This window comes from Sphingomonas sp. UBA978, assembly GCF_002292295.1.
Classification (GTDB): Bacteria; Pseudomonadota; Alphaproteobacteria; order Sphingomonadales; family Sphingomonadaceae; genus Sphingomonas.
In genome coordinates this window covers 25,453-50,668 of sequence record NZ_DBBS01000010.1, presented here as the reverse complement: position 1 = coordinate 50,668, position 25,216 = coordinate 25,453, and the positions used below count along the sequence as shown (strand labels likewise).

Genomic DNA, 25,216 nt, shown 5'->3' with positions numbered 1-25,216 from the left:
GCAAAGAGTGGGGCGCGCTTAAGCCCGCCTTTACCGGTCCATTGTATCACCTGCCCCGAACCGGGACGGGAAAAATTATGACGCGCAACGGGCAGCGCCTGCTTCTGCTGATCGACGACGAACCCGCGCAGCGCCGATTGGTGTCGGCGCTGGCGGCACGGGCCGGCTGGCGATCGATCTTCGCCGCCGATGGCGAAATGGCGCTCGCCCAACTGGGCACGCAGGACGGGATGCAGCTGGATGCGATCCTGCTCGACCATTGGGCACCCGACGCCGATGCCGCGCCGCTGATCGCCGAACTGCGCGAACGTCGCCCCGCCCTACCGATCCTGATGCTCACCGCCAACGGTTCGGTCGCGCATGCCGTCGCCGCGATGCGCGCCGGCGCCACCGATTTCCTGGTCAAGCCGCTCGCGCCCGAACGGCTGCTTGCCGCGCTGGAGGCAACGGTCGCCGGTACCGCCGCGGGCGAATTGCGCCCGCTGACCGAGAAGATCCCGGCGCTGCTCGCCTTCGACGAGATCGTCGGATCGTCGCCCGATTTCCGCGCTGCGCTGGCGATCGCGGCGAAAGCGGCGCGCGCCCGCGTGCCGGTGCTGGTCGAGGGGGAGAGCGGCGTCGGCAAGGAGGTGGTCGCCGATGCGATCCACGCCGCCAGTCCGCGGTCCAAGAAACCGATGGTCACCGTCAATTGCGGTGCGATCCCCGCCAATCTGGTCGAATCCGAGCTGTTCGGGCATGAAAAGGGCGCGTTCACCGGCGCGTTCGAACGCAAGATCGGCAAGTTCGCCGATGCCGACGGCGGCACCATCCTGCTCGACGAGATCGGCGAGATGCCGCTGGAGACGCAGGTCAAGCTGCTGCGGGTCCTGCAATCGGGGGAAATTCAGCCGATCGGCGCGCGCCATGCCCGCGAGGTCGACGTCCGCGTCATCGCCGCGACCAACAAGAAGCTGCTTGAGGAGGTCGAGGCGGGGCGCTTCCGCGAGGACCTCTATTACCGACTCAACGTCGTGCAGGTCACGATCCCGCCGCTGCGCGAGCGGCTGGGCGACGTGCCGGCGCTGGCCCGACACCTGCTGGCACGGATCGCGCAGCAGCCGGGGCTGCGTCCGCTCGGCATCACCGACGATGCGCTGGCGTTGCTGGTGCAATACGACTGGCCGGGCAACGTCCGCCAGCTTCAGAACGCGCTCTTCCGCGCGGCCGTGCTGTGCGAAGGCGCGGCGCTGACCCGCGCCGACTTCCCGCAGATCGCGGCGCTGGGCGACCGGCGTACCGGCGTGATCGGATCGGCTGCAGTCTCGGGCGGGGGCGTCACGCTGTTCCGGCCGGACGGCAATCTGCGTCCGCTCGAGGACATCGAGGCGGACGTCATCCGCCTTGCCATCGGCCACTATCGCGGCCGGATGACCGAGGTCGCGCGGCGGCTGGGGATCGGCCGGTCGACGCTCTATCGCAAGCTGGGCGAGCTCGGCATCGACAACGCCGCCGCCTGACCCTGCCATCATCGCGATCCGGTGCTAGGGTGCCGGGCATGTCCTTCGCCGATCGCCATATTCTCGTCACCGGGGCCGCATCCGGAATCGGCCTCGCCACCGCACGCCATCTCGCCGACGCCGGGGTCGCGCGTCTGGTGCTGGTCGATCGCGATGCGGCGGCGGTGGCGCGGATCGTGCTGCCCTGCACGCTCGACCTGCTGCCCGGCGACGTCGCCGACGAAGCCTTCTGGGACAGCGCCGCGCCCTATCTGGTCGGAATCGACGGCGCAGTCGTCAATGCCGGCGTCGCCGGTGCCGGTGCGATCGTCGATCTAGACTTCAGCGAATGGCGGCGCATCCTCGGCGTCAATCTCGACGGCGCGTTCCTGACGTTGCGCGCGGCGATGCGGGCGATGCCCGGTGGCGGTGCGATCGTCGCCACCGCTTCGGCCGCGGGGATCAAGCCGGAGGTCGGCGTCGCCGCGTATGGCGCGTCCAAGGCGGCGCTGATCCATCTCGTCAAGGTCGCCGCCAGAGAGGGGGCCGCCACCGGTATCCGCGTCAACGCGATCGCACCCGCCGGGGTGGAAACGCCGGTGTGGGACGCGGTCCCGATGTTCGCCGATCGGGCGGCCGCGATCGGCCGCGATGCCGCCTTCGCCGAGCTGGCGGCGCTGGCGACCCCGCTCGGCCGCTATGCCAAGCCGGAGGAGATCGCCGCGCAAATCGCCTTCCTGCTGTCCGACGCCGCCGCGCTCGTCACCGGCGCCTGCTTGGTCAGCGACGGCGGCTACACGCTGTAACTTACCAGAGCACGCCCTTGTGCGGCGTGATCGGGCCGGGCGCCTGATCGCCGATCGACTGCAGCAGGTCGATTTCGATCGTCCGGCACATCGCGGTCAGGGGTACGTCGTGCACGGTGTTGGCGAACGGATCGACCAGATCTTCGCCGATCTGCAGCACCGCGAGGAACATCAGCCCCGCCACCGTCGATCCCAGCGGCGTCGCGAAGCCCAGCGTCTCGACCAGACCGATCGGCAGCAGGATGCAGAAGACATGGGTGAACAGGGTCGGGAAGAAGCGATATTGATTGGGCAGCGGCGTGTTCTTCAGCCGCTCCATGCCGCCCTGCGCGTTGGCGATATCGACCAGCGTCGATTCCATCCGCGACTGCTGGATGGTGTCGATCCAGCCGGCGCGGCGCGCATCGTCGATGCGGCGCCCGGTGCCGTCGAGCAGGCCGTTGGCGATATTGGTCCGCGCCAGCGCCGGCTCCGCCTCGCCGCGTGACAGATATTGCAGCACCTGATCGTCGACCGGCTGGCGGCGCAGCTGGCAGCGCAGGGCATTCACATAGGCGATCTGGCGCAGCACGATCGTGCGGCGCATGTCGTGCGCCTCGCCGATCGGCAGGAAGTTGCGCGCCTCGCGGCTGAGGCTGCGCGAGGCGTTAATCATCGATCCCCACAGCACCCGCCCTTCCCACCAGCGCTGGTAGGCGGAATTGTCGCGGAAGCCGATCAGCAGCGCCAGCACCGTACCGAACAGCGTCAGCGGCAGCGAAGGCGCCCTGAACGGCAGCAGGTAATAGGTGACCGTGACGATGACGTCCCAGATGAACAGGACGAGCAGCGGCTTCCAGACTTCGGAGACGATGCGGGTGAGGCGAGGGGTGGATGCGACGATCATAGCGTGTCCAGATGGTGTCGAAGCGGCCCGAACGCATCAACAATCAAGATGCTGCAACGCAAAATCACGATTCAGTCACCGACCAGCGCACGATCGCGCATTCCGCGCCACACTTTCAGTGCCTGCACGGTCGCCGCGACGTCATGGACCCGCAGGATCTGGACGCCGGCCTCCGCGCCTTTCAGTGCCAGCGCGAGACTGCCGCCGAGCCGTGCCGACACCGGCGCTTCATTGTCGAGCGCACCGATCATCCGCTTGCGGCTGACCCCGAGCATGATCGGGCAGCCCAGACCGTGGAACAGCGCTATCCCGTTGATAAGGGCAAGGTTGTCGGACAGCGACTTGCCGAAGCCGATGCCGGGATCGACGATGATCCGCGACCGGTCGATGCCGGCGGCGACGACCGCGGCGATCCGCGCCTCCAGCCAGTCGAACACTTCGATCGCCACGTCGCGATAGCCCGTGCGGGCATGGCCGCCGTCCTTGGGGTCGGGCGAGTGCATCAGCACGACCGGGCAGCGCGCGCGCGCCACCACCTCCACCGCGCGATCGTCCCACAGCAGCGCGGAGACGTCGTTGACGATGTGCGCGCCCGCCGCCAGCGCCGCTTCCATCACCGCCGCCTTGCGGGTGTCGATCGACACCGGCGTGCCGCTGCGCGCGAGCCGTTCGACGACGGGGACGACGCGGGCGATCTCGTCGCCCTCCCACACCGCCGCGGCACCGGGCCGCGTCGATTCGCCGCCGAGGTCGACCAAAGCAGCCCCCGCCGCCGCCATGTCGACGCCCGCCGCGGCCGCCGCGGCGGGATCGTCGCCGTGCCGGCCGCCGTCCGAGAAGCTGTCGGGCGTGACGTTGAGGATGCCCGCGACCAGTGGCTGGTCGAACCGCAGGGTGCGCGCACCCAGCTGCAACGCCGGACGCGGCGCGGTGATGGCGGCGTGCAGCTGTACGGCGCGGGAACCGAGGGCGGCGACGTCGGCGACCGGGATCGTGCGGCGCGTGCCGGCCTCGATCACCTCATAAGCGGCGAACCATTGCATCCCGCCGGCCAGCCGCGCAACGCTGCCGTCCTCGTGCGTCACGGGGGTATCGACGAACTGGACGGGGCGCAGGTGCATCATCGTCTCCCCCCTCCCCGCAAGGGAGGAACGCGTTACGGTTGCGTCGCCAGCAGGTAGGTCTGGCGCAGGGTGTCGATCGGCTGCAGCTTGCCCGCGGCTTCGTGGTGCCAGAAGGTCCAGCCGTTGCATGCCGGTGCGCCCTGCAACGTCGCGCCCAGCTTGTGGATCGACCCGGTCGCGCCGCAGTCGCTGAGCAGGCTGCCGTCGGCGCGGATCGTCACGCGGAAGCGGCGCTTCGCATCGGTCAGCACCGCGCCGGGCGTCAGGTAACCGTTCTCGACCAGCACGCCGAACGCCACCTTGGGCTGCTGGCGCGGGCTCTGCATCGTCGCGAGCGCCGATTCGTCGAGCGGCAGCGCGGCGGCGATCCGCTCCTCCGCCGCCGCGATATAATCGCCCTCGCGCTCGATGCCGATCCAGTGACGGCCGAGACGCTTCGCCACCGCGCCGGTGGTGCCGGTGCCGAAAAACGGATCGACGACGATGTCGCCGGGCTTCGTACAGGCGAGCAGGATGCGGTACAGCAGCGCCTCCGGCTTCTGCGTCGGATGGACCTTCACCCCGCCCTTCTTGAGCCGCTCGCCGCCGCCGCAGATCGGAAATTCCCAGTCCGAGCGCATCTGCAGCTCGTCGTTCAGCGTCTTCATCGAACGATAGTTGAAGGTGTATTTCGCGCCCTCGCCCTTCGAGGCCCAGATCAGCGTCTCGTGCGCGTTGGTGAAGCGGGTGCCGCGGAAGTTCGGCATCGGATTGGCTTTCCGCCAGACGATGTCGTTGAGGATCCAGTAGCCGAGGTCCTGCACTGCCGCGCCGACGCGGAAGATGTTGTGATAGCTGCCGATCACCCAGATCGTGCCGTCATCCTTGAGGATGCGGTGCGCCTCGGCCAGCCAGGCGCGGGTGAAGGCGTCATAGGCGGCGAAGGTGTCGAACTTGTCCCATTCGTCGGTGACCGCATCGACGTGGCTGCCGTCGGGCCGGAACAGTTCGCCGCCCAGCTGCAGGTTATAGGGGGGATCGGCGAAGACCATGTCGACCGACTTGTTGGGCAAGGCCCGCATCGCCGCGATGCAATCGCCGCGGACGATTTGGTCGAGCGGCAGCGGGCCGGCGGGCGCTTTGGCGGGAGTCGCCACCGCTGCGCGCGCCGCGATGCGCGGCTGCCTGACCTTGTCGATTACTGGCATGACGTCCCCCTTGTCCGCCTATTCGCGTCGAACAGGGGACTCGCGTCAAGCACGCATTGGTTAACGCCGCTGCCACGACGGCGGCCGACGGCCGCCACCGTCGCCCGTCCCGCCCAAGATATGGGGAAGGCGATTCCGCCCCTACCCCAGCACTGGGGGTGTGACTCAAAAGACTCAGGCGGCAAAATGCTTGGCGTCCAGCGGCAGTTGCGGCGCCGCAGGCGCGGTATCCGCCGTGATTCGGGCGTAGGCAGCGGCGACGGGTGCAAAACTGCGGCGGTGAATCGGCGTCGGCCCATGGTCGCGCAGCGCGGCGAGATGGTGCCTGCAGCCATAGCCCTTGTTCGAATGCCAGTGATATTGCGGATGTGCGGCGGCATGGTCGAGCATGATGCCGTCGCGCAGATGCTTGGCGACGATCGAGGCCGCGGCGATCGACAGGCTGTGCGCGTCGCCGGACACGATCGCGGTGGCGGCATAGGACCAGCGCGGCAGGCGGTTGCCGTCGACCAGCACATGCCCCGGATCGCAGCCGAGCCGCGCCACCAGCGCATCGACGGCCAACGTCATCGCCTTCATCGTCGCCCAATAGATGTTGAGCGTGTCGATCTCCGCCGGCTCGACGATGCCGACGCCATAGACGCCGCGCGCCTGGATCAGCCCGCACAGGCGCGCGCGCTCGGCGGCGGAGAGCTTCTTGGAATCGTCGATACCGCGCGGCACGCCTTTGGCGGGCAGCACGACGGCGGCTGCGACCACCGGCCCGGCGAGCGGACCGCGCCCCGCCTCGTCCACCCCGGCAACGGGCGGCAGGCAGGATTTTTCGTGGTTCAGTCCGGGCATGCGTCAGGTCCGATCGTCGAACGGCACGCGGCCGAGCGCGTGCCCCATCGGCCCATGCCCTGCCCCGAGGCCCGGTGCCGCCGCAAGCGCCGCCTGCACATAGGCGATGGCCCGCCCCACCGCGTCGGCGAGCGGCAGGCCGGCGGCGAGTCCCGTGGCGATGCCGCTCGCCAGCGTGCAGCCGGTGCCGTGGCTGTGGCGGGTGTGGATGCGCGGATGCGTCCAGACCGTTTTGACGCCGTCGGCGGCGACCAGTCGGTCCTCGACGATGTCGCCTTCGCCGTGCCCACCCTTGACCAGCAGCGCCGCGCCGCCGGCGCGCACCGCATCCTCGCCGCCGAGCGCGGCGAGTTCGGGCAGGTTGGGGGTGACGACCGCGGCCTGCCGCATAAACCGCGCGAACGCCGCGATCGTGTCGGCATCGGCGAGCACCGATCCGCTGGTCGCGATCATCACCGGATCGAACACGACCGGCACCGCGAGCGTGTCGAGCACATCCGCCACGGCGCGTGCGGTGGCGGCCGATCCGATCATACCGATCTTCACCGCATCGACGCCGAGATCGTCGATCACCGAGCGCATCTGCGCGACGACGATATCCGTGGGTATCGGGTGGACCGCCTGCACGCCGAGCGTGTTCTGCGCGGTGATCGCGGTGATCGCAGTCATGGCATGGCCGCCGAGCATCGTGACGGTCCGGATGTCCGCCTGGATACCCGCGCCGCCGCCCGAATCGGACCCGGCAATGATGAGGATGCGGGGGATCATGACGCGGGTCGCGACAGCGGCGCGGATCGGGCGCTTGGGGTTGGGCGCTGCATGGGTTCGGTCATGGCATCTCGCGGGCAGGCGGGACAGAAGGTTTGTTCACGCGGAGACGCGGAGAAGAAGGTATGAAGGGGAGAGCGTCGCTCTCACAATCATCACTCCGGCGCACGCCGGGACCCACGGACCCGCGACATCGGACTGTGCGCGCCAGCCGCCGACACCGAAACCATGGGTCCCGGCGTTCACGGGATGACGGTTGAGGGTCGGGCGCCTTCCCCTTCGCGCCTCCGCGTGAACCGTCAGCTCTGGAACCGGCGCTCGGTCGATGCGGGGTTGCCCTGCAGCGCCTTGCCGACCCGGGTCGGGCGATCCATCAGTTCGCCCGCGCAATTGGGGCAATGTTCGTCGAGCGCCTCGGCGCATTCGGCGCAGAAGGTGCACTCGAACGAGCAGATGAACGCGCCGGGCGCATCGGCCGGCAGGTCGGCACCGCAGCGTTCGCAATCGGGGCGCATCGCCAGCATCAGGCGGCGGCCTGACGGACGGCGTCGCAGATGCGATCGACGAGGGTTTCGACCTGGCGGGCGTCGTCGCCCTCCGCCATCACGCGGATCACCGGTTCGGTGCCGGACGGGCGGATGACGAGGCGGCCGGTGCCGGCCAGTTCCGCCTCCGCCGCGGCGATCACCGATTTGACAGAGTCATGTTCGAGCGGCTTGCCGCCGGCGAAGCGGACGTTCTTGAGCAATTGCGGCAGTGGTTCGAACCGGTGGAGCACCTCGCTCGCCGGCGCGCCCGACCGCTTGAGTTCGGCAAGCACCTGCAACGCCGCGACCAGCCCGTCGCCGGTGGTGCCGTAATCGGTCAGGATGATGTGGCCGGACTGTTCGCCGCCGACGTTATAGCCGGAGGTGCGCATCTTCTCGAGCACGTAGCGGTCGCCCACCGCGGTGCGGACGAGGCCCAGCCCCTGCGCCGACAGATGCCGTTCGAGGCCGAGGTTCGACATCACCGTCGCGACCAGCCCGCCGCCCGCCAGCCGGCCGGCGCGCGCCCAGCTGGCGGCGATCGTCGCCATCAGCTGGTCGCCGTCGACGATCCGGCCCTGTTCGTCGACGATGATGAGCCGGTCGGCATCGCCGTCCAGCGCGATGCCGATATCCGCGCCCGCGGCGACGACGGTTTCGGACAGGGTCTGCGGCGCGGTCGAACCGACGTCGCGGTTGATGTTGGTGCCGTTGGGGGTGACGCCGATCGCGACCACGTCGGCGCCCAGTTCCCACAGCGCCATCGGCGCGACCTTGTAGGCGGCGCCGTTGGCGCAATCGATCACCACGCGCAGCCCGTCGAGCCGCAGGTTTTCGGGGAAGGTCGCCTTGGCGAAGTGGATGTAGCGCCCCTGCGCATCCTCGATCCGGCGAGCGCGGCCGATTTCCGCCGAGGGGGCGAGCGGCACGTCGCTGTCGATCAACTGCTCGATCGTCAGCTCCGCCTCGTCGGAGAGCTTGTAGCCGTCGGGCCCGAAAAGCTTGATGCCATTATCCGCGAAGGGATTGTGGCTGGCGGAGATCATCACGCCGATGTCGGCGCGCATCGACTGGGTCAGCATCGCCACCGCCGGGGTGGGGAGCGGCCCGACCATGATGACGTCCATGCCGACGCTGGTAAAGCCCGCGACCAGCGCCGATTCAAGCATATAGCCCGACAGGCGCGTGTCCTTGCCGATCAGCACGCGATGCTTGTGGTCGCCGCGCTGGAAATAGGCGCCCGCCGCCATGCCGACCTTCATCGCCATGCCGGCGGTCATCGCGCCGGCGTTGGTCGCGCCCCTGATGCCGTCCGTACCGAAATATTTCCTTGCCATCGCGTGCGATCCGTTCCGCTATGCCGTCCGTATCCCTCCGTTGCGCCAAGGAAACCGATGTCGCAAGCCACCCGTATCCTTCTGGCGCTGGTCGTCGGCATCGCGCTCGGCATCGCCGCGGTGGCGCTCGACAGGGACTGGGCGCTGCGCGCGACCAGCGTCACCCAGCCGATCGGCGAGGCGTGGCTGCACGGCTTGCAGATGGTGATCGTGCCGCTGATCGTCGGCCTGCTGGTGACCGGCATCGCCGCGACCGCGGAGGCGGCGAAAGCGGGACGGATCGCGGGGCGCGCGGTGGCGCTGTTCGTCGTGGTGCTGTGGTGCACGACGCTGATGTCGGCGGCGGTGATGCCGCTGCTGCTCGATCTGTGGCCGCTGCCCGAGGCGTGGTCGGCGGCGCTGCGGGCCGCGCTGACCGGCGCGGCGCCGCTCGGCAAGGTGCCGACGCTCGCGGATTTCTTCAACACGATCGTGCCGACCAACGTCGTCGGCGCGGCGGCGGGCGACGCGTTCCTGCCGCTGACGGTGTTCACGCTCGCCTTCGCCTTCGCGATCACCCGGCTGGAGGACGAATCGCGACGGCGGCTGACCGACCTGTTCCGCAGCATCACCGATGCGATGCTGGTCATCATCGGCTGGGTGCTGAAGCTGGCGCCGATCGGCATCTTCGCCCTGGCCTATGGCGTCGGCGCGCGGACCGGGGCGGCGGCGTTCGGCGCGCTGGTCCATTACATCGTGCTGGTGTCGGCGATCGGCTTCGTCGTGCTGCTGGCGGGCTATCCGGTGGCACGGTTCGGCGGCGGCGTGCCGTTCCGCGCCTTCGCCAGAGCGGTGGCGCCGGCGCAGGCGGTGGCGATCAGCACGCAAAGCTCGCTCGCCTCCCTGCCGGCGATGCTCAAGGGATCGGCGGAGATCGGCGTCGCGCCGGCGACCGCGGGGATCGTGCTGCCGGTGGCGGTGGCCATCTTTCGCGCGACCAGCCCGGCGATGAACCTGGCGGTGGCGCTGTACGTCGCACACTGGCTGGGGGTGCCGATCGGACCGGGGCAGCTCGCCGCCGGCGTCGCGACCGCGGCGATCACCACCATGGGGTCGGTCTCGCTGCCCGGCACGATCAGCTTCTTCGCCAGCGTCGCGCCGGTCGCCTTTGCGATGGGTGTGCCGATCGAGGCGCTGGGCCTGCTGGTCGCGGTGGAAACGGTGCCGGACCTGTTCCGCACCGTCGGCAACGTCACGATGGACGTTGCGGTGACCAGCGTGGTGGGGCGGCGGACGGACGCCTCGTAATCCTTGCGCTCCCCCTCACCCTGCCGGCGCCGGCAGGGTGAGGGCCATGCCGTCAAGGCCGCGGGCGCTGTTCGCCCCGCGTATCGACGCCCGCCGCCGCGGGTTCGCCGATCGCCGCCTCGCCCGCCAGCGCATGGTCGGGCGCGTCGCCGATCGTGTCGAGGTGCATCAGCCGGGTCACGAACGGCGCGAGCACCAGCACGACGATGCCGATGCCCATCGAGAACCAACCGATGCGGCCATAGACGGCGAGAACCTGCGCCGGGCCGGCGCCCTCGCCGCCGGTCGCCTGCGCGATCAGGCCGGCGAGGAAGTTGCCCGCTGCGGTGGCGAGGAACCAGGTGCCCATCATCAGCCCGGTCATGCTCGCCACCGACAGCCGCGTCATCGACGACAGGCCGATCGGCGAGAAGCAGAGCTCGCCCATCGAATGCAGCATGTACAGCAGGATGACGAAGATCGCCGGCGTCAGCCCTTCGGCGGGCGCGCCGAGGATCACCGCGAAGAAGCCCGCGCCGACCAGCACCAGGCCGATGCCGAACTTGAACGGCGCCGAGGGTTCGATGCCGCGCTTGCCCATCGCGGTCCAGAGCAGCCCGAACAGCGGCGCGAGCGTGATGATGAAGAAGGCGTTGACCGACTGGAACCAGGAGGCCGGCATCTCCCAGCCCAGTACCGTGCGATTGACCGACTGGTCGGTGTAGGTGTTGAGCGACGACCCGGCCTGTTCGAACAGCGCCCAGAACAGCGGCGACAGGGCGACGAGGAACAGCGCGGCGAAGATGCGGTGGCGCTCGACCCGCGGCAGCACCCGGAACGAGGTGAGCAGGATATAGCCGACGGTAAGCAGCGATCCGGCGATCAGGACGATCCCGACCGCACCCTGGTTGCGTACCAGCCACCATGCCACGCCGACCGCGACGAGCGCGCCGGCATAGATCGCCCATTCGATCGACAGGCCGATCGGCGTGCGCCTCTGCAGCGCGCCAGCGACCGGCGGTTCGCCGACGTCGTACAGCTCGCGCCGGAACAGAACGAACACGACCAGCCCCAGCGCCATGCCGACCCCCGCCGCGCCGAAGCCGTAGGACCAGCCCATCCGCTCGCCGAGATAGCCGATCAGCAGCGGGCCGATGAAGGCGCCGGTGTTGATCCCCATGTAGAAGATCGAGAAGGCGCCGTCGCGCCGGGTGTCGTCGCGCGGATAGAGCTTGCCGACCAGCACCGAGATATTGGCCTTCAGGAAGCCGGTGCCGACGATGATGAAGGCGAGCGCGAGGTAGAAGCCGTTGAGCGCGCTGCCCTGCACGCCGGCCGGCGCCTCGACCGCGGCGATCAGCAGATGGCCGACGGTGATGAACACGCCGCCGGCGAGCACCGCCTTGCGTGGCCCGAGATAGCGGTCGGCGATATAGCCGCCGATGATCGGCGTGACGTAGATGAGCGCGGTATAGGCACCGTAGATGGCGTAGGCGGGTTGTTCGCCGAACAGGAAATGCTTGGTCAGGTAGAAGACCAGGATGGCGCGCATCCCGTAATAGGAAAACCGTTCCCACATCTCCGCGAAGAACAAGGTGAACAGCCCGAGCGGGTGTCCGAGAAAGGTGCGGGCATGGGCAGGTACGCCGCCCCCGCTCGCCGATGCGATTGCCATAGGCTCTTGTGACTCCAACGATATCCGGCGCCGTCCGGGCGGACCGGCGAATGGCGGGCAACGTAACGGCTGGACACCTGCTGTAAACATCGCGGGCGGTGCCTATGTGTCGCGGATGACCGAAACGATCTTCAACGACACCGCCACGCCGCTGACGCTGCTCGCCACCCGCCGCTCGGGCAAGCCGCGCGATCTGGTCGGGCCGGGGCCGGATGCGGCGCAGCTCGACCAGATGATTGGCATCGCTGCGCGCACCCCCGATCACGGCAAGCTGGCGCCATGGCGCTTCGTCGTGATCGACGATCGCGACGCGCTGTCGCAGCTGATCGTCCAGGCCTATCGCGCCGAACGGCCGCAGGCGGCGCGGGCGGAGCTCGACTCGCTCGACCAGTTCGCACGCCAGGCGCCGGCGCTGGTCGTCGTGCTGTCGTCGCCGAGCCGGACGAGCCATATCCCTTTGTGGGAGCAGGAACTGTCGGCGGGCGCAGCGACCATGAACCTGCTGCATGCCGCCCATGCGATGGGGTTCGCCGGCGGCTGGCTGACCGGCTGGCCGAGCGTGTCGCCCGCGGTGCGTGATGCACTGGGCGATGCGCATGAAACGATTGCGGGTTTCGTCTTTATCGGCACGCCGGGCCGACCGCTGGACGAACGGCCCCGCCCGGACATGGCACGGATCGTCTCGCACTGGCCTAAAGCGGGATAGTGCCGGCCGGTTGGGAGTGGACCTTTTCGTCCATTGCTGTATTAAACCAGCATGACAGCGCTCAGCAACGAGGATAGCCCGGTCTATATCCGGCTGCGGGGGACCATCGCGGCGGGCATCCTGCGCGGCGATTACCGGGCGGGCGACCAATTGCCCTCGGTGCGCGCCTTCGCCGCCGAACATGGCGCCAACCCGCTGACCGTGGCAAAAGCCTATCAGAGCTTTCAGGATGACGGCTACGTCGAGGTGCGGCGCGGCGTCGGCATGTTCGTGCTGCCCGGCGCGTCGGACAAGCTGCGCGCGGCGGAGCGGGCGAACTTCGTCGACAACCAATGGCCGCGCATTCTCGGCTACATCGACCTGCTCGGCCTGAACGCTGCCGACCTGCTGGAGCGCGAGCGGGCCTGATCGCGGCGGCGCGAGCGACTGATGCTCGCGCGCACGCCCCGTCAGAACAGCCCGAGTTGCACGACCTCCTCGGGGGTCAGGTCGATGCCGAACATCAGCGACATGCGCATGCGATAGACGCGCGGATCGGTGATCTCCGCTTCGGACCGGTTGTCGCCGGCGCGGCGGTGATAGCGGCGATCGGTAAGGCCGGCGAGGCCGTGCGGCAGGACGATGCTGGCGATCGTCACCTGCGTGAAGCGGCTGGCGGGCGCGGTCGACGTCCAATGATTGGACAGCGCGAGGTCGCCATCGAACACCTCGGTCTCGTGAAAGCTGTATTGCGGCTGCCAGCCCGGCCCGGTGCCGCGCCCGTCGGTGGAGCCGGCGTCGCCCTTGCGGTGGAGCATCCAGCCGTGCCGCGGATCGCGATCGAGGCGGAACCACGCGCCGTCCGGCGCCTCGGCTTCCCAGCCGTCGGCGAGCGCCATCACCGGGGCATAGCTGCCGCCGAAGCCGGCGTCGGCGATCCAGTCGCGATCCCCGATCGTCACCAGGCTGAGCGTGTGGGTCAGCGGCGGCGTGTCCGCCACGCCCAGCCAGACGCGGGCCAGCAGGGGGCGGACCCGAAAGCCGAGCGCAGCCAGCGCGTCCATGAACAAGCGGTTGTGTTCGAAACAATAGCCGCCGCGCTTGGCGGTGACGAGCTTGGCGAAGACGCTGGCCGAATCGATCGCGATGCCGCGGCCGAGCCGCACGTCGAGATTCTCGAACGGGATCGCCAGGCGATGTTCGCGCTGCAGCCGGCCGAGCCCCTCCGCATCGGGGGTGACGCGGGCGGGCAGGTTGATGCGGGCGAGATAGGCGTCGAGATCGAACATCGCGCGGTGTTGCCCGCGACGGGACGCGGAATGCAAGCGCCTAAAAGCCCCCTCCTTTCAGGGAAGGGGCTTTCGGCAGGTCAGGCGGCGAAGGCTTCCGCAGGGATCGCGTAGAGCACCTCGGCGCTGGCGGTCGCCGCCGCCTTCAGGCCGAGCGCTTCCGGCACGATCTGATCGAGGTAGAAGCGGACCGCGGACCGCTTGACCACCGCGAATTCCTCGTCGCCCTGCGCGTGCCGCCCCTCGCGCTCCATCAGCCAGCCGCACACCGCGACCGCTGTCATCGTCAGGAACGGATAGCTGGCGGCGAGCCGGTCGTCGGCATCCGCGGTGGCGAGGCGGTGGGCGATGGCGTCGACGGCGTCGATCAGCGCGACGAGCTCGGGATGCTCCGCCTCGGCGCGCATGTCCGCGACCAGCGCAACAAAGGCGCCACCGTTGTCGAGGCCGAGCTTGCGCCCGACGAGGTCGGCGGCCTGGATGCCGTTGGTGCCCTCGTAGATCGGGGTGATCCGCGCATCGCGGAAATATTGCGCCGCGCCCGTTTCCTCGACGTAGCCCATCCCGCCATGCACCTGCACGCCGAGGCTAGCGACCTCGTTGCCGATGTCGGTGCCATGCGCCTTGGCGAGCGGCGTCACCACCTCCAGCCGGTTCCTGGCGGCGTCGTCGCCGAGGCCGGCGCGATCGACCTGCCCCGCGGCATAATAGACCAGGGCGCGTGCCGCCTGCGTCTGCGCCTTCATCCGCAACAGCATACGACGAACGTCGGGATGGTCGACGATACGCACCGGCGCCTTGTCCGGCGAACCGGCGCGCGCCGACTGGACGCGTTCCAGAGCATAGCCGACCGCCTTCTGCGTCGCGCCCTCGGCGATCTGCACGCCCTGCAGGCCGACGTTGAGCCGGGCGTTGTTCATCATCGTGAACATCGCGCGCATGCCGCCATGCTCCGCGCCGATCAGCTCGCCGACGCAATCGTCGTGATCGCCGAAGCTCAGCACGCAGGTCGGCGAGGCGTGGAGGCCCATCTTGTGCTCGATCGACACGACGCGGACGTCGTTGAAATCGCCCGGCGTCCCGTCGTCGTTGAGTCGGAACTTGGGCACGAGGAACAGGCTGATCCCGCGCGTACCAGCGGGCGCGTCGGGGGTGCGCGCGAGGACGAGGTGAACGATATTGTCCGCCATGTCGTGGTCGCCGAACGAGATGTAGATCTTCGTCCCCTTGATCGACCATCTGCCGTCGCCCAGCGGCTTTGCGGTGGCACGCAGCGCGCCGACGTCGCTGCCCGCCTGCGGTTCGGTGAGGTTCATCGTCCCGGTCCAGGCGCCGGTCGCGAGATGCGGCAGGTAGAGCGCCTGCTGTTCGGCGCTGCCGTGGTGGATCAGCGCCTCGATGGCGCCGACGGTGAGCGTCGGGCACAGCGCGAAGCCCATGTTGGCGCTGCCCAGCGTATCGAGCACCGCGGTCTGGATCGCGAACGGCAGCCCCTGCCCGCCGAAATCCTCCGGTACGCCGATCGTTCCCCAGCCGCCCTCGACGTAATCCTTGTACGCCTTGATGAAGCTCGCCGGCATATGGACGCCGTCGGGCGACCATTTCGCGCCGACCGTGTCGCCCTCGCGGTTGAGCGGCGCCCATTCGCCGCCGGCGAACTGGCCGACCCCCTCCAGCACCGCATCGACCACGTCGGGACTGGCCGCGGCGAATCGATCCGTCGCGGCGAGTTCGTCGATCCGGACGATGTGATCGAGCACGAAACGCTGGTCGGCCACGGCGGCGGTGAAGGGCATCATTCTCTCCTGCTGTTGCCCGCGATATAGCCCCTGATGATGGCCGATCCAAACCTGCGCATCTTACGTTACGGCATGGCCGCAATCACCGAAGCGGCGGCGCGAATCACCCGCGGCGAATGCGTCGCGGTGCCGACCGAGACGGTCTATGGCCTCGCCGCCGATGCCGGCAATGCGGCGGCGGTCGCGGGCATCTATGCCGCCAAGGGCAGGCCGAGCTTCAACCCGCTTATTGTGCACGTGCCCGATCTGGCGGCGGCAGAGGCGCTGGCGGTGTTCGACGACGATGCGCGGGGGCTGGCGGGGGGGTTCTGGCCGGGACCATTGACGTTGGTTGTGCCGCTGCGGCCGGAGGCGCCGATCGCGTCGCTGGTGACGGCGGGGCTGGCGACGATCGCGATCCGGGTGCCGCGGCATCGCGCGATGCAGGCGCTGCTGGCGGCCTGCGGGCGGCCGCTGGCGGCGCCGTCGGCGAATGCGAGCAACGGCATCAGCCCGACCCGCGCCGCGCATGTCGCGCTGAGCCTGGGCAACCGCGTGCCGCTGATCCTCGACGACGGCGCGACCGAGGCGGGGCTGGAATCGACGATCATTGCCGGCCGCACGATCCTGCGGCCGGGGCCGATCGTGGCGGCGGACCTGCCCTTCCCGGTCGTGCCGCGACAGGCCGATGCGGCGATCACCGCGCCGGGGCAGCTCGCGACGCATTATGCGCCGCGCAAGCCGTTGCGGCTCGATGCAACGGCGGCGGCACCGGACGAATGGCTGATCGGCTTCGGCGCGGTCGCCGGCGACGACACGCTGTCGGCCGGCGGCGATCTGCGCGAGGCGGCGGCACGATTGTTCGATGCGCTGCACCGCGCGGATGCGAGCGAGCGCCACGGCATCGCGGTGGCGCCCGTCCCTCAGGACGGGCTGGGCGAGGCGATCAACGACCGGCTGGCGCGCGCCGCGCATCGCTGAGGGAGGTATCGCGGCTGCCCTCACCCTTCGCCGTCGTCGGCGTCTTTCCCTCTCCCGATGGGAGAGGGAGGAAGGCGCGGAGCGCCGGACGGGTGAGGACGGCCCTTAGTTCAGAAACGGCGCCGCCACCTCCGGCCGGACGCGCAGCAGCCGGCCGGTAGCGCGCTCCAGCAGCGCCCAGGTGGTCACCGCCTCCACCTTCACGCGGCCGTCCGCGCCGGTGAAGCGGACGTGGCGGTCGAAGCGCGCGCCCTTCGGCGGCTCCGGCACCCAGGTCTCGCCGGTCACCGTCTCGCCGGCGGCGACGTTGCCGCGATAGTCGATCGCGTGGCGGGTCACGACCCAGACGAAGGCGTCGACATGCTCGGGCGGGGCGACCGCCTGCCAGTGCGCGACCGCGATGTCCTGGATCCAGCGCACCCAGACCGCATTGTTGACATGGCCGAGCTCGTCGATGTCCGCGGGCTCGGCGGTGATCGTCAGCGTGAAGCGCGCGCTCATTCCCTCCTCCTGCGCCACCAGCGGAAGGCCCCGAATACCAGACCCAGCACCACCGCCGCCAGTGCCACCCACAGCCATTGCCGCCCGTGCGGGCGATAGCGGCCGAGCAGTTCGGCGATGCCGGTCCCGAAGACGTAGCCAAGGCCGGTGAACAGGATCGCCCACAGTACCGCCGCCGCGGCGTTGAGCCACAGGAAGGTGCGCGTCGGCACATGGCTGGTCCCGATCGCGATCGGGCTGACCGTGCGCAGGCCGTAGAGGAAGCGGAAGGCGAAGATGAAGCCGATCGGATGGCGTTCCAGCGTGTCGAGCGCCTTGGCGAAGGCGGGCTTCGCCTGCGCCCGCTGCACCCAGCGATGGTTGCGGAACCGCCGCCCCGCCGCGAAGAAGCATTGGTCGGCGACGAACGACCCCGCCGCCGCTGCCAGCGCCGCACCGGGCAGCGACAGCATCCCCTCGTGCGCGAACAGGCCGCCGGCGAGCACCATCGTCTCGCCCTCGATCCCCGCCCCCAGGAAGATCGCGGCAAGGCCATAGTCGCCGATGAGCGACTCGATCGTCACGCGATCAGGACTCGATCCCCAGCTGCCACAGCACGAAGGCATGCTCCTCCGCGGCCTCGCGCAGGCTCTCGAACCGGCCGGACTTGCCGCCATGGCCGGCGCCCATGTTGGTCTTGAGCAGCAGGATGTTGTCGTCGGTCTTCATCCGGCGCAGCTTCGCCGCCCATTTCGCCGGCTCCCAATAGGTGACGCGCGGATCGTTGAGCCCGCCGGAGATGAACATCGGCGGATAATCCTGCGCGACGACATTGTCGTACGGGCTGTACGAGCGGATCAGGTCGAACGCCGCCTTGTCCTCGATCGGATTGCCCCATTCGGGCCATTCGCCCGGCGTCAGCGGCAGATCGGCGTCGAGCATCGTGTTAAGCACGTCGACGAACGGCACGTCGGCGATCACCGCGCCCCACAATCCGGGGTCGGAATTGACGATCGCCCCCATCAATTCGCCGCCCGCCGAGCGACCGGCGGTGGCGATCCGCCCGGCGCTGGTCCAGCCGCCGTCGATCAGCCCCTTCGCGACGTCGACGAAATCGTTGAACGTGTTGGTGCGCTTGGCGAGCTTGCCGTCGTGATACCATTGCTGGCCAAGGTCGTCGCCGCCGCGGATATGCGCGATGGCATAGGCGAAGCCGCGGTCGAGCAGCGACAGCCGCCCGGTCGAAAAGCCCGGCGGGATCGCATAGCCGTAGGCGCCATAGGCGTAGAGGAACACAGGCTGCGACCCGTCGCGCCGGAACCCCGCCGGATAGACGATCGACACCGGCACCTCGGTGCCGTCGCGCGCGGTGATCCTGAGCCGTTCGGTGGCATAGCCGGCGGCGTCATAGCCGGCCGGGATCTCCTGCACCTTCAGCACGGTCAGATCGCCGGTGGCGACGTCGTAATCGTAGACCGTGCCGGGGGTCACCATCGATTCATAGCCGAGGCGCAGCGTGTCGACCGCATATTCGGGGTTGTCGCCCAACCCCGCGGCGTAGCTCGCCTCGGGGAAGGTGATGCGCTGCGGCACCGTCGGCGCGTCGTAACGGTGGATCGCGATCTGATCGAGGCCGTCCAGCCGCCCCTCGACCACGAAGAAGTCGCGATAGCATTCGACCCCGGTCATGTAGAAATGCGGGTCCGCCGGGATCAGCTCGCGCCACTCGCCGGGCGCGTCGACGCTCGCGGTGCACAGCCGCCACATCGGATCGGTGTCGTTGGTGTGGATGAACAGGGTGCCGTCGTGCGCGTCGACGTCATATTCGCGGCCCTCCTTGCGGGGCGCAACCAGGATCGGCTCGGCAAAGGGATCGTTGGCGGGCAGCAGCCGCACCTCGCTGGTGACGTGGTCGCCGGTGCCGATCACCAGCCACTGCCGGTCGCTCGTCTCGGCGACCGCGACGCGATAGCCCTCGTCCTCCTCGTGGAACAGCTCGATGTCGTCGCTCACCGGCGTGCCGAGCCGGTGGAAGCGCGCATTGTCGGTCCGCCACTGGTCGTTGGCGAGGCCGTAGAGGAAGCCGGCATCGTCGCCGGTCCAGACGATCTCGGACAGCATGCCCGGGATCACCTCGGGCAGGTGCTCGCCCGTGTCGAGGTCCTTGACCCGCACCTCGAACCGCTCGGCACCGCTGTCGTCGATCGCATAGGCGAGGTAGCGCGCGTTGTTGCTGATCGCGAAGGCGCCGAGCCGGAAATATTCCTTGCCAGCCGCCAGCGCCGGTTCGTCGAGCAGCAACTGATCGTCGCCCCCCGCCCCATCGCTGCTATCGGCGGGCTTGCGCCACCATTTGCGATATTGCCCGCCGGTTTCGAACGCGGTCCAGTAGATCCAGTCGCCGTCCTTCTGCGGCACGGAGGATTCGTCCTCCTTGATCCGCGCCTTCATCTCTTCGTAGAGCCGGTCGACCAGCGGCTGGTGCGGCGCCATTACGCGCTCGAAATAGGCGTTCTCCGCCTCCAGATAGGCCAGTACGTCCGCATCGCCGACCTCGGGATAATCGGGGTCCTTCAGCCAGGCATAGGGATCCTCGATCGTCGTTCCGTGCAGGGTGAAGCTGTGCGGGCGGGTGGCGGCGACGGGCGGGGTGAGATCGGTCATCCGCCCGCCTTAGCCGCCCGCATGGCGGTCGTCATGCCCTTCTCAAGCCTCCCGCAACCAACGAGAAACACGAGGACAGTTGAACCGCCGCGACGCTGCGGCCATGGCTGGGGCGGGACAACGGGGAGACACGAGGACATGGCCGGCGGACTGGTCGCACTGCTCGACGATATCGCGGCGATGGCAAAGCTCGCCGCCGCCAGCCTGGACGACGTGGCGGGCGCCGCGGGCCGCGCCGGCGCCAAGGCGGCGGGGGTCGTCATCGACGACACCGCGGTGACGCCGACCTATGTCGTCGGCCTCAGCCCGGCGCGCGAGCTGCCGATCATCTGGAAGATCGCGCGCGGATCGCTGCGCAACAAGCTGCTGTTCCTGCTGCCCGCCGCGCTCGCGCTCAGCGCCTTCGCGCCGTGGCTCATCACGCCGATCCTGATGCTGGGCGGCGCCTTCCTCTGCTTCGAGGCGGCGGAGAAGATCATCGGCGCGATCACCGGCCACGGCCATGGCGAGGAAGCCGCCGCGGTCACCGATCCGCAGGAGCTGGAGGACCGCCAGGTGTCGGGCGCGATCCGCACCGACCTGATCCTGTCGGGCGAGATCATGGCGATCGCGCTCGGCGAACTCGCCGACCAGAGCCTCGTCAACCAGGCGATCGCGCTCGCCATCGTCGGCCTCGCGATCACCGCGGGCGTCTATGGCGTCGTCGCGCTGATCGTGAAGATGGACGACATCGGCCTGCACCTCGCGCAAAAGCCAGGTGCCGGATCGCAGGCGTTTGGCCGCGGCCTCGTCGCCGCGATGCCGAAGGTGCTGAAGGCGCTGTCGCTGATCGGCACCGCCGCGATGGTCTGGGTCGGCGGCGGCATCATCGTCCACGGCATGGAAAGCTTCGGCCTCGGCGCGATCCCGCATGCGATCCACGGTGCCGCCGAAGGCGCGGCGCATGCGATCGGCGTGCTGCCCGGCGTAATGAACTGGATCGTGACCGCGATCGGATCGGGCATCGTCGGCCTGATCGTCGGCAGCGTCATCGCCGGCGCGCTCCACCTGCTGCCGAAGAAGCACTGATCGCCCATATCCTCTCCGGCACGGGGACGTGACGCCGCTCGAACGGTGACTGAGGGTGCCGGGGCGCCCCCTCCCCGTCTCCCCCCTGTCCTCCCACGGCCCCCTGTGCCACGGTCGCGCCAGCCATCGACCGACACGGACCCGTTTCATGACCGACCATTCCGCCCGCCTCGCCGCGCTTCGCGCCGAACTCGCCCGCATGCAACTGGACGGCTTCGTCGTCCCGCTGACCGACGAACATATGAGCGAATATGTCGGCGCCTATGCGCAGCGGCTCGGCTGGCTGACCGGCTTCGGCGGCTCGGCCGGCACCGCGGCGGTGCTGGGGGCCGAGGCGGCGATCTTCACCGACGGCCGCTACACGCTGCAGGTGCGCGAACAGGTGTCCGCAGCCGACTGGGCCTATGTCCCGGTGCCGCAGGAGAGCGTTACCGGCTGGCTCGCCGCCCACGCCGCCGCGGGCCAGCGCATCGGCTACGACCCGTGGCTGCACACCAGCGGCTGGGTGAAGGACACCGCCGCCGCGCTCGCCGATCGCGGCGCGACGCTGGTCCCGGTCGCGGCCAATCCGGTCGATGCGATCTGGACCGACCGCCCGGCGCCGTCGGACGCCATGCTCACCGTCCACGACGACGCGCATGCCGGCCGGTCGTCCGCCGCCAAGCGCGCCGAGATCGCCGACTGGCTGGCGGCGCAGGAGGCCGATGCGGTCGTCCTCACCGCGCTCGATTCGATCGCCTGGGCGCTCAACGTGCGCGGTGGCGACGTCGCGCACACGCCGGTCGCGCTTTCCTATGCGATCGTCGGCAGCGACGGCACCACCGACCTGTTCGTCGCGCCGGAGAAGATCGACGATGCGGTGCGCCAGCACCTCGGCAACGCCGTCCGCCTGCACGACCGTGCCGCCTTCGCCGCGGCGCTGGCGGGCTATGCCGGCAAGCGCGTCGCCGCCGACCCGGAACGCGCCGTCGCCGCGATCTTCGACGCGCTCGCCACCGGCGGCGCGCGGGTGCTCGCCGTCCGCGATCCGGTCGTGCTCGCCAAGGCGCTGAAGAACCCCGCCGAGGTCGACGGCCACCGCGCCGCCTCGATCCGCGACGGCGCCGCGCTGAGCCGCTTCCTGCGCTGGGTCGAGACGCAAGGCCCGAAGGGCGGCGAGACCGAGCTGTCCGCCGCCGCCCGGCTGCTGGCGTTCCGCGAGGACACCGGCTGCCTGCTCGACACCTCGTTCGACACGATCTCGGCGACCGGCGCGCATGGCGCCAGCCCGCATTATCACGTCACCGAGGAATCGAACGCGCCGATCCTGCCCGGCCAGCTGTTCCTGATCGATTCGGGCGGGCAATATGCCGACGGCACCACCGACGTCACCCGCGTCATGCCGATCGGCGCGCCGAGCGACGAGATGCGCGACCGCTTCACCCGCGTGCTGCAGGGGCATATCGCCATCGCCACCGCGATCTTCCCCGACGGCACCTGCGGCGCGCAGATCGACGGCTTCGCCCGCCGGCCGCTGTGGGCGGCGGGGCTCGATTTCGCGCATGGCACCGGCCACGGCATCGGCAGCTATCTGTCGGTGCACGAAGGGCCGCAGCGGATCGCCGCGCCCAATTACCCCGGCGGCGCGGCGCTGGAGCCGCTGCGCGCCGGCATGATGCTGTCCAACGAGCCTGGGTATTACAAGGCCGGCGACTATGGCATCCGCATCGAGAACCTGCTGCTGACCGTGCCGGTCGAGGTGCCGGGCGGCGACCCCGATCGCGCCATGCTCGGCTTCGAGACGCTGACCCTCGCCCCGATCGAGCGCGATCTGATCGATACGGCCCTATTGACGGACACCGAGCTGGCGTGGCTCAATGCCTATCACGCCAGGGTCGCCGCAACGATCGGCCCGGTGCTCGAAGGGGATGACAGGGCATGGCTCGAATCAAAATGTTCGGCAATGGGGTGATCGCGGTCGGCGCGGTGATCGGGCTATTCTCGCTCGGCTCCGCCGTCTCCTACGCCGCCGCCAGCGGCATCCTCGCGGTCGGCGTCATGGTCGGCGCCCTGCCCTGATTCGCCTCGCGGCACGGCCGCCCCGGCCCGCGCTTGCGCCTTGCGGCGATGCAGGTTGGCCCGCAGCTGCGCGGCCAGCCGGGCGGCGCGTTCGTCCTTGTCACTCATGCCGTTCTGCCTAATCCCCTGCGTCAACGCTTGACAATGCGCCCGCGGTCGTCTCTAGGCGCGCTTCGCTCGAAAGGGCAGTGCTGCCGTAGCTCAGTGGTAGAGCGCATCCTTGGTAAGGCTGAGGTCGTGAGTTCAATCCTCACCGGCAGCACCATTTTTTCCATGACCTGACCGACAGACGGCCGCTCCCGACTGGGGGCGGTCGACCGGCAGGGGCCTCACCCTCCCCTGTCGTCGCATTCGGTCAGTTCGACGATCTCTAACGTATAGCTCCGCCAGCCGCGTTGCACCGCCGCCTCGGCAGCCGCGGCCTGCTTGCCGGCCGCGTCCTTGCGGGACGGGGCATGCCCCCAGAACACGTCCGTCTTGCCATTCTGCAGGGTCGCGACGATCCGCCAGAAGTGGGTGAACGGGGCATGGGTGGGACCGATCGTCTTCACATAGCCGTCGGCCATCACCGCGGTCAGGTAACGCTTTTTCTTGGCCATCGCCCCGCCCTAGCCTGAATTCCCACCGGCGGTCAGCCGCGTCGCGACCCGTTTCAGCCCTTTGCCGCCACCGCGGCGAGCTCCTCGAGATCGAGGTCGTGCTCGAGATCGTGGAGCGTCTCGTCGTCGATGCGGCCGGTCCGGTGCAGGCGGACGAGCGCGTGGCGACCCGCCGTCACGGCGGCGATAATCACGTCGAAATGGCTGGCGATCGCCGCATGGCGTTCCTCCGCAGTGCCGTCGAACGCATCCGCCGCGGTCGCGCGCGTCCGGTAGCGCCGCAGCAGCTGCGGATGGACGACCTTGCCCGTGGCATCGATCGCCTGCGCCTCCACGACGCGCAACTGCGCCTGGAACATCAGCGTCTCGGCGGCGTGCAGGTCGAGCGGCGGCCGCGTGCCGGCGTCCTCAGGCGGCGTCACCCGGCGGATGACCCAGCCCAGCGACATTCCCTGCATCAGAACGGTGACGAGGATCACGACGAAGGCGGTGACGAGCATCAGGTCGCGCGCCGGCATCGTCTCGGGCAGCGAGAGCGCGACCGCCAGCGTCACCACACCCCGCATCCCGGCCCAGCTCATCACCAGCGCGGCACGCGCGCCGAGCGGCTGCCGGCGGGTCCAGCCGATGCGGCGAACCACAGCGAAGCCCGCATCCACGCCGAAGATCCACAGGAACCGCGCGACGACGACCGTGAGGACGATCAGCAGCACCGGCTGCGCCATCGTGTCGACCACCATGCCGATCCCGCCGACTCGGTCGAGCAGGCTGCGCAGCGAGAGGCCGATGAGCAGGAAGACGGCGGCTTCGAGCAGGAAGACGAGTACCTGCCAGAACGCCAGCGCCCGGATACGCACGCTCGCGCTGAAGACGACGTGCTGATACCAGCCGCAGGTCAAGCCCGCAGTGACCACGGCGATGACGCCGGAGACATGGAGCAGCTCGCCCGCGATATAGGCGCTCCAGCAGACCAGGACGGTTGCCGCGATCATCACCGTGTCGTCGCCGAGGCGGCGGAGCAGCAACACCCACAGGCCGCCGATCGCGGCGCCGACCGCGATGCCGCCGGCGACCAGCAGGGCGAAGGTGCCGGTCGCCGCGCTCAGGCTGAAGCTGCCGGTCAATACCGCCGCCACCGCGAACCGGAACAGGACCAGCCCCGCGGCGTCGTTCAACAGGCTCTCGCCCTCTAGCAGCGTGGTCAGCCGGCGCGGCAGCCGGACCCGTTGCAGCACGGCGCGGGCCGAGACCGCATCGGGCGGCGACAGGATCGCCCCCAGCGCGACGCAGGCTGCCCAGGGCAGTCCGGGGATGAGCAGCCGCGTCACGATCGTCACGCATGCAGTGGTGAAGAAGACCGCGCCGACCGCGAGCGACAGGATACCGGCCATATGACGCCGGAACGGCGCGATGGCGGTGAACCACGCGCCATCCATCAGCAGGGGCGGCAGGAACAGGACGAGGACCAGTTCGGGATCGATCGCGATCCCCTGCACGCCCGGGACGAAGGCGACCGCACAGCCGCCGACGATCAGCGCCGCGGCGGGCGGCAGCGACAGGCGACGCGCGAGATAGTGGAGGCCGAGCACCACCACGACCATGCCGATAATCAGTTCGAAGTTCGCCGCCGGATGCACGAAGCCTCCTGTCCCGCTCGCCGGTGCCCGCTGTGCAGGCTGCCCCGGATGCCGTCAATGCGATCGCCGTCCCGCCAGCC

24 protein-coding genes and 1 tRNA gene are annotated in these 25,216 nt (G+C 69.4%); 10 read left to right on the top strand and 15 right to left on the bottom strand.

Features of this window, described 5'->3' with window-relative positions; translation table 11 throughout:
* Positions 1–77 precede the first annotated feature (77 nt).
* Positions 78–1,499, top strand: coding sequence for a sigma-54-dependent transcriptional regulator (locus tag B2515_RS04300; RefSeq protein WP_293874096.1), 1,422 nt, complete (start codon positions 78–80; stop codon positions 1,497–1,499).
* Positions 1,500–1,537: 38 nt separating this feature from the next.
* Positions 1,538–2,284 carry an SDR family NAD(P)-dependent oxidoreductase gene (locus B2515_RS04295; RefSeq protein ID WP_293874093.1) on the top strand — a complete coding sequence of 249 codons (747 nt, stop codon included), beginning with the start codon at positions 1,538–1,540 and terminating at the stop codon, positions 2,282–2,284.
* A 1-nt stretch (position 2,285) separates the two neighbouring features.
* On the opposite strand, the gene B2515_RS04290 is transcribed toward B2515_RS04295, so the two are convergent.
* The 7 genes from B2515_RS04290 to glmM all read right to left on the bottom strand — a co-directional run bounded on the left by B2515_RS04290 (position 2,286) and on the right by glmM (position 8,956).
* Positions 2,286–3,170, bottom strand: a complete 885-nt coding sequence (locus tag B2515_RS04290) for a bestrophin family protein (RefSeq protein ID WP_293874090.1) — start codon at positions 3,168–3,170, stop codon at positions 2,286–2,288.
* Positions 3,171–3,241: 71 nt separating this feature from the next.
* Positions 3,242–4,291, bottom strand: coding sequence for a dihydropteroate synthase (gene folP / locus B2515_RS04285; RefSeq protein WP_293874328.1), 1,050 nt, complete (start codon positions 4,289–4,291; stop codon positions 3,242–3,244).
* 35 nt (positions 4,292–4,326) lie between these two features.
* On the bottom strand, positions 4,327–5,481 hold the full coding sequence (locus B2515_RS04280; RefSeq protein ID WP_293874087.1) for a site-specific DNA-methyltransferase: 1,155 nt from the start codon (positions 5,479–5,481) through the stop codon (positions 4,327–4,329).
* A 174-nt stretch (positions 5,482–5,655) separates the two neighbouring features.
* Positions 5,656–6,324 (bottom strand): ribonuclease HII, encoded by a 669-nt coding sequence (locus B2515_RS04275; RefSeq protein WP_293874084.1) that lies wholly within the window; start codon positions 6,322–6,324, stop codon positions 5,656–5,658.
* Positions 6,325–6,327: 3 nt separating this feature from the next.
* Positions 6,328–7,092 (bottom strand): bifunctional hydroxymethylpyrimidine kinase/phosphomethylpyrimidine kinase, encoded by a 765-nt coding sequence (gene thiD / locus B2515_RS04270; protein WP_293874081.1) that lies wholly within the window; start codon positions 7,090–7,092, stop codon positions 6,328–6,330.
* 299 nt (positions 7,093–7,391) lie between these two features.
* The gene (locus B2515_RS04265) at positions 7,392–7,616 is read right to left on the bottom strand and encodes a DUF1272 domain-containing protein (RefSeq protein ID WP_293874079.1); all 225 of its coding nucleotides are present in this window, start codon (positions 7,614–7,616) and stop codon (positions 7,392–7,394) included.
* Positions 7,616–8,956, bottom strand: coding sequence for a phosphoglucosamine mutase (gene glmM / locus B2515_RS04260; RefSeq protein WP_293874077.1), 1,341 nt, complete (start codon positions 8,954–8,956; stop codon positions 7,616–7,618). Before glmM ends, B2515_RS04265 begins: the two co-directional genes overlap by 1 nt.
* A 57-nt stretch (positions 8,957–9,013) precedes the next feature.
* Between glmM and B2515_RS04255 the strand changes: the two genes are divergently transcribed.
* Positions 9,014–10,243, top strand: a complete 1,230-nt coding sequence (locus B2515_RS04255; protein WP_293874074.1) for a dicarboxylate/amino acid:cation symporter — start codon at positions 9,014–9,016, stop codon at positions 10,241–10,243.
* Positions 10,244–10,295: 52 nt separating this feature from the next.
* Here the strand turns inward: B2515_RS04255 and B2515_RS04250 are convergent, their stop codons facing one another.
* On the bottom strand, positions 10,296–11,897 hold the full coding sequence (locus tag B2515_RS04250; protein WP_293874071.1) for a peptide MFS transporter: 1,602 nt from the start codon (positions 11,895–11,897) through the stop codon (positions 10,296–10,298).
* Between the two features lie 127 nt (positions 11,898–12,024).
* Between B2515_RS04250 and B2515_RS04245 the strand changes: the two genes are divergently transcribed.
* The gene (locus tag B2515_RS04245; RefSeq protein WP_293874326.1) at positions 12,025–12,603 is read left to right on the top strand and encodes a nitroreductase family protein; all 579 of its coding nucleotides are present in this window, start codon (positions 12,025–12,027) and stop codon (positions 12,601–12,603) included.
* A gap of 51 nt (positions 12,604–12,654) precedes the next feature.
* Positions 12,655–13,011, top strand: coding sequence for a GntR family transcriptional regulator (locus B2515_RS04240; RefSeq protein WP_293874069.1), 357 nt, complete (start codon positions 12,655–12,657; stop codon positions 13,009–13,011).
* 41 nt (positions 13,012–13,052) lie between these two features.
* Here B2515_RS04240 and B2515_RS04235 read toward each other — a convergent pair whose 3' ends face one another.
* Both B2515_RS04235 and B2515_RS04230 read right to left on the bottom strand, forming a co-directional pair.
* A complete protein-coding gene (locus B2515_RS04235; protein ID WP_293874066.1) occupies positions 13,053–13,871 on the bottom strand; it encodes an arylamine N-acetyltransferase family protein in 819 nt (272 codons plus the stop codon).
* Between the two features lie 80 nt (positions 13,872–13,951).
* Positions 13,952–15,670: an acyl-CoA dehydrogenase gene (locus B2515_RS04230; protein ID WP_414711358.1), complete on the bottom strand. Its 1,719-nt coding sequence runs from the start codon at positions 15,668–15,670 to the stop codon at positions 13,952–13,954.
* A gap of 33 nt (positions 15,671–15,703) precedes the next feature.
* Between B2515_RS04230 and B2515_RS04225 the strand changes: the two genes are divergently transcribed.
* On the top strand, positions 15,704–16,630 hold the full coding sequence (locus B2515_RS04225) for an L-threonylcarbamoyladenylate synthase (protein ID WP_293874060.1): 927 nt from the start codon (positions 15,704–15,706) through the stop codon (positions 16,628–16,630).
* A gap of 105 nt (positions 16,631–16,735) precedes the next feature.
* On the opposite strand, the gene B2515_RS04220 is transcribed toward B2515_RS04225, so the two are convergent.
* The 3 genes from B2515_RS04220 to B2515_RS04210 are packed head-to-tail and all read right to left on the bottom strand — an operon-like array spanning position 16,736 to position 19,774.
* Positions 16,736–17,131: an acyl-CoA thioesterase gene (locus tag B2515_RS04220; protein WP_293874057.1), complete on the bottom strand. Its 396-nt coding sequence runs from the start codon at positions 17,129–17,131 to the stop codon at positions 16,736–16,738.
* Positions 17,128–17,694: a DedA family protein gene (locus B2515_RS04215; protein WP_293874055.1), complete on the bottom strand. Its 567-nt coding sequence runs from the start codon at positions 17,692–17,694 to the stop codon at positions 17,128–17,130. Before B2515_RS04215 ends, B2515_RS04220 begins: the two co-directional genes overlap by 4 nt.
* 4 nt (positions 17,695–17,698) lie before the next feature.
* Positions 17,699–19,774, bottom strand: coding sequence for a S9 family peptidase (locus B2515_RS04210; RefSeq protein ID WP_293874053.1), 2,076 nt, complete (start codon positions 19,772–19,774; stop codon positions 17,699–17,701).
* Between the two features lie 138 nt (positions 19,775–19,912).
* Here B2515_RS04210 and B2515_RS04205 point away from each other — a divergent pair, with 138 nt between their 5' ends.
* The 4 genes from B2515_RS04205 to B2515_RS04190 all read left to right on the top strand — a co-directional run bounded on the left by B2515_RS04205 (position 19,913) and on the right by B2515_RS04190 (position 23,165).
* Positions 19,913–20,842, top strand: a complete 930-nt coding sequence (locus tag B2515_RS04205) for a DUF808 domain-containing protein (protein ID WP_293874051.1) — start codon at positions 19,913–19,915, stop codon at positions 20,840–20,842.
* A 148-nt stretch (positions 20,843–20,990) separates the two neighbouring features.
* A complete protein-coding gene (locus B2515_RS04200; protein ID WP_293874049.1) occupies positions 20,991–22,793 on the top strand; it encodes an aminopeptidase P family protein in 1,803 nt (600 codons plus the stop codon).
* The gene (locus B2515_RS04195) at positions 22,760–22,900 is read left to right on the top strand and encodes a hypothetical protein (protein WP_293874047.1); all 141 of its coding nucleotides are present in this window, start codon (positions 22,760–22,762) and stop codon (positions 22,898–22,900) included. The genes B2515_RS04200 and B2515_RS04195 overlap by 34 nt, the downstream gene beginning before the upstream one ends.
* Before the next feature lie 190 nt (positions 22,901–23,090).
* Positions 23,091–23,165, top strand: a tRNA-Thr gene (locus B2515_RS04190).
* A 64-nt stretch (positions 23,166–23,229) separates the two neighbouring features.
* Here the strand turns inward: B2515_RS04190 and B2515_RS04185 are convergent.
* Together B2515_RS04185 and B2515_RS04180 are read right to left on the bottom strand one after the other, a co-directional pair.
* Positions 23,230–23,499, bottom strand: coding sequence for a hypothetical protein (locus B2515_RS04185; RefSeq protein WP_293874045.1), 270 nt, complete (start codon positions 23,497–23,499; stop codon positions 23,230–23,232).
* A 53-nt stretch (positions 23,500–23,552) separates the two neighbouring features.
* Positions 23,553–25,136 carry a Na+/H+ antiporter gene (locus tag B2515_RS04180; RefSeq protein WP_293874043.1) on the bottom strand — a complete coding sequence of 528 codons (1,584 nt, stop codon included), beginning with the start codon at positions 25,134–25,136 and terminating at the stop codon, positions 23,553–23,555.
* Positions 25,137–25,216: the final 80 nt, after the last annotated feature.

Excerpts from the sequence above, each read along its gene's own strand:
- B2515_RS04300 (WP_293874096.1), top strand. The coding sequence starts at position 78 with ATGACGCGCAACGGGCAGCGCCTGCTTCTGCTGATCGACGACGAACCC.
- B2515_RS04295 (WP_293874093.1), top strand. The coding sequence starts at position 1,538 with ATGTCCTTCGCCGATCGCCATATTCTCGTCACCGGGGCCGCATCCGGA.
- B2515_RS04290 (WP_293874090.1), bottom strand. The coding sequence starts at position 3,170 with ATGATCGTCGCATCCACCCCTCGCCTCACCCGCATCGTCTCCGAAGTC.
- folP (WP_293874328.1), bottom strand. The coding sequence starts at position 4,291 with ATGCACCTGCGCCCCGTCCAGTTCGTCGATACCCCCGTGACGCACGAG.
- B2515_RS04280 (WP_293874087.1), bottom strand. The coding sequence starts at position 5,481 with ATGCCAGTAATCGACAAGGTCAGGCAGCCGCGCATCGCGGCGCGCGCA.
- B2515_RS04275 (WP_293874084.1), bottom strand. The coding sequence starts at position 6,324 with ATGCCCGGACTGAACCACGAAAAATCCTGCCTGCCGCCCGTTGCCGGG.
- thiD (WP_293874081.1), bottom strand. The coding sequence starts at position 7,092 with ATGATCCCCCGCATCCTCATCATTGCCGGGTCCGATTCGGGCGGCGGC.
- B2515_RS04265 (WP_293874079.1), bottom strand. The coding sequence starts at position 7,616 with ATGCTGGCGATGCGCCCCGATTGCGAACGCTGCGGTGCCGACCTGCCG.
- glmM (WP_293874077.1), bottom strand. The coding sequence starts at position 8,956 with ATGGCAAGGAAATATTTCGGTACGGACGGCATCAGGGGCGCGACCAAC.
- B2515_RS04255 (WP_293874074.1), top strand. The coding sequence starts at position 9,014 with ATGTCGCAAGCCACCCGTATCCTTCTGGCGCTGGTCGTCGGCATCGCG.
- B2515_RS04250 (WP_293874071.1), bottom strand. The coding sequence starts at position 11,897 with ATGGCAATCGCATCGGCGAGCGGGGGCGGCGTACCTGCCCATGCCCGC.
- B2515_RS04240 (WP_293874069.1), top strand. The coding sequence starts at position 12,655 with ATGACAGCGCTCAGCAACGAGGATAGCCCGGTCTATATCCGGCTGCGG.
- B2515_RS04235 (WP_293874066.1), bottom strand. The coding sequence starts at position 13,871 with ATGTTCGATCTCGACGCCTATCTCGCCCGCATCAACCTGCCCGCCCGC.
- B2515_RS04230 (WP_414711358.1), bottom strand. The coding sequence starts at position 15,670 with ATGATGCCCTTCACCGCCGCCGTGGCCGACCAGCGTTTCGTGCTCGAT.
- B2515_RS04225 (WP_293874060.1), top strand. The coding sequence starts at position 15,704 with ATGATGGCCGATCCAAACCTGCGCATCTTACGTTACGGCATGGCCGCA.
- B2515_RS04220 (WP_293874057.1), bottom strand. The coding sequence starts at position 17,131 with ATGAGCGCGCGCTTCACGCTGACGATCACCGCCGAGCCCGCGGACATC.
- B2515_RS04210 (WP_293874053.1), bottom strand. The coding sequence starts at position 19,774 with ATGACCGATCTCACCCCGCCCGTCGCCGCCACCCGCCCGCACAGCTTC.
- B2515_RS04205 (WP_293874051.1), top strand. The coding sequence starts at position 19,913 with ATGGCCGGCGGACTGGTCGCACTGCTCGACGATATCGCGGCGATGGCA.
- B2515_RS04200 (WP_293874049.1), top strand. The coding sequence starts at position 20,991 with ATGACCGACCATTCCGCCCGCCTCGCCGCGCTTCGCGCCGAACTCGCC.
- B2515_RS04195 (WP_293874047.1), top strand. The coding sequence starts at position 22,760 with ATGGCTCGAATCAAAATGTTCGGCAATGGGGTGATCGCGGTCGGCGCG.
- B2515_RS04185 (WP_293874045.1), bottom strand. The coding sequence starts at position 23,499 with ATGGCCAAGAAAAAGCGTTACCTGACCGCGGTGATGGCCGACGGCTAT.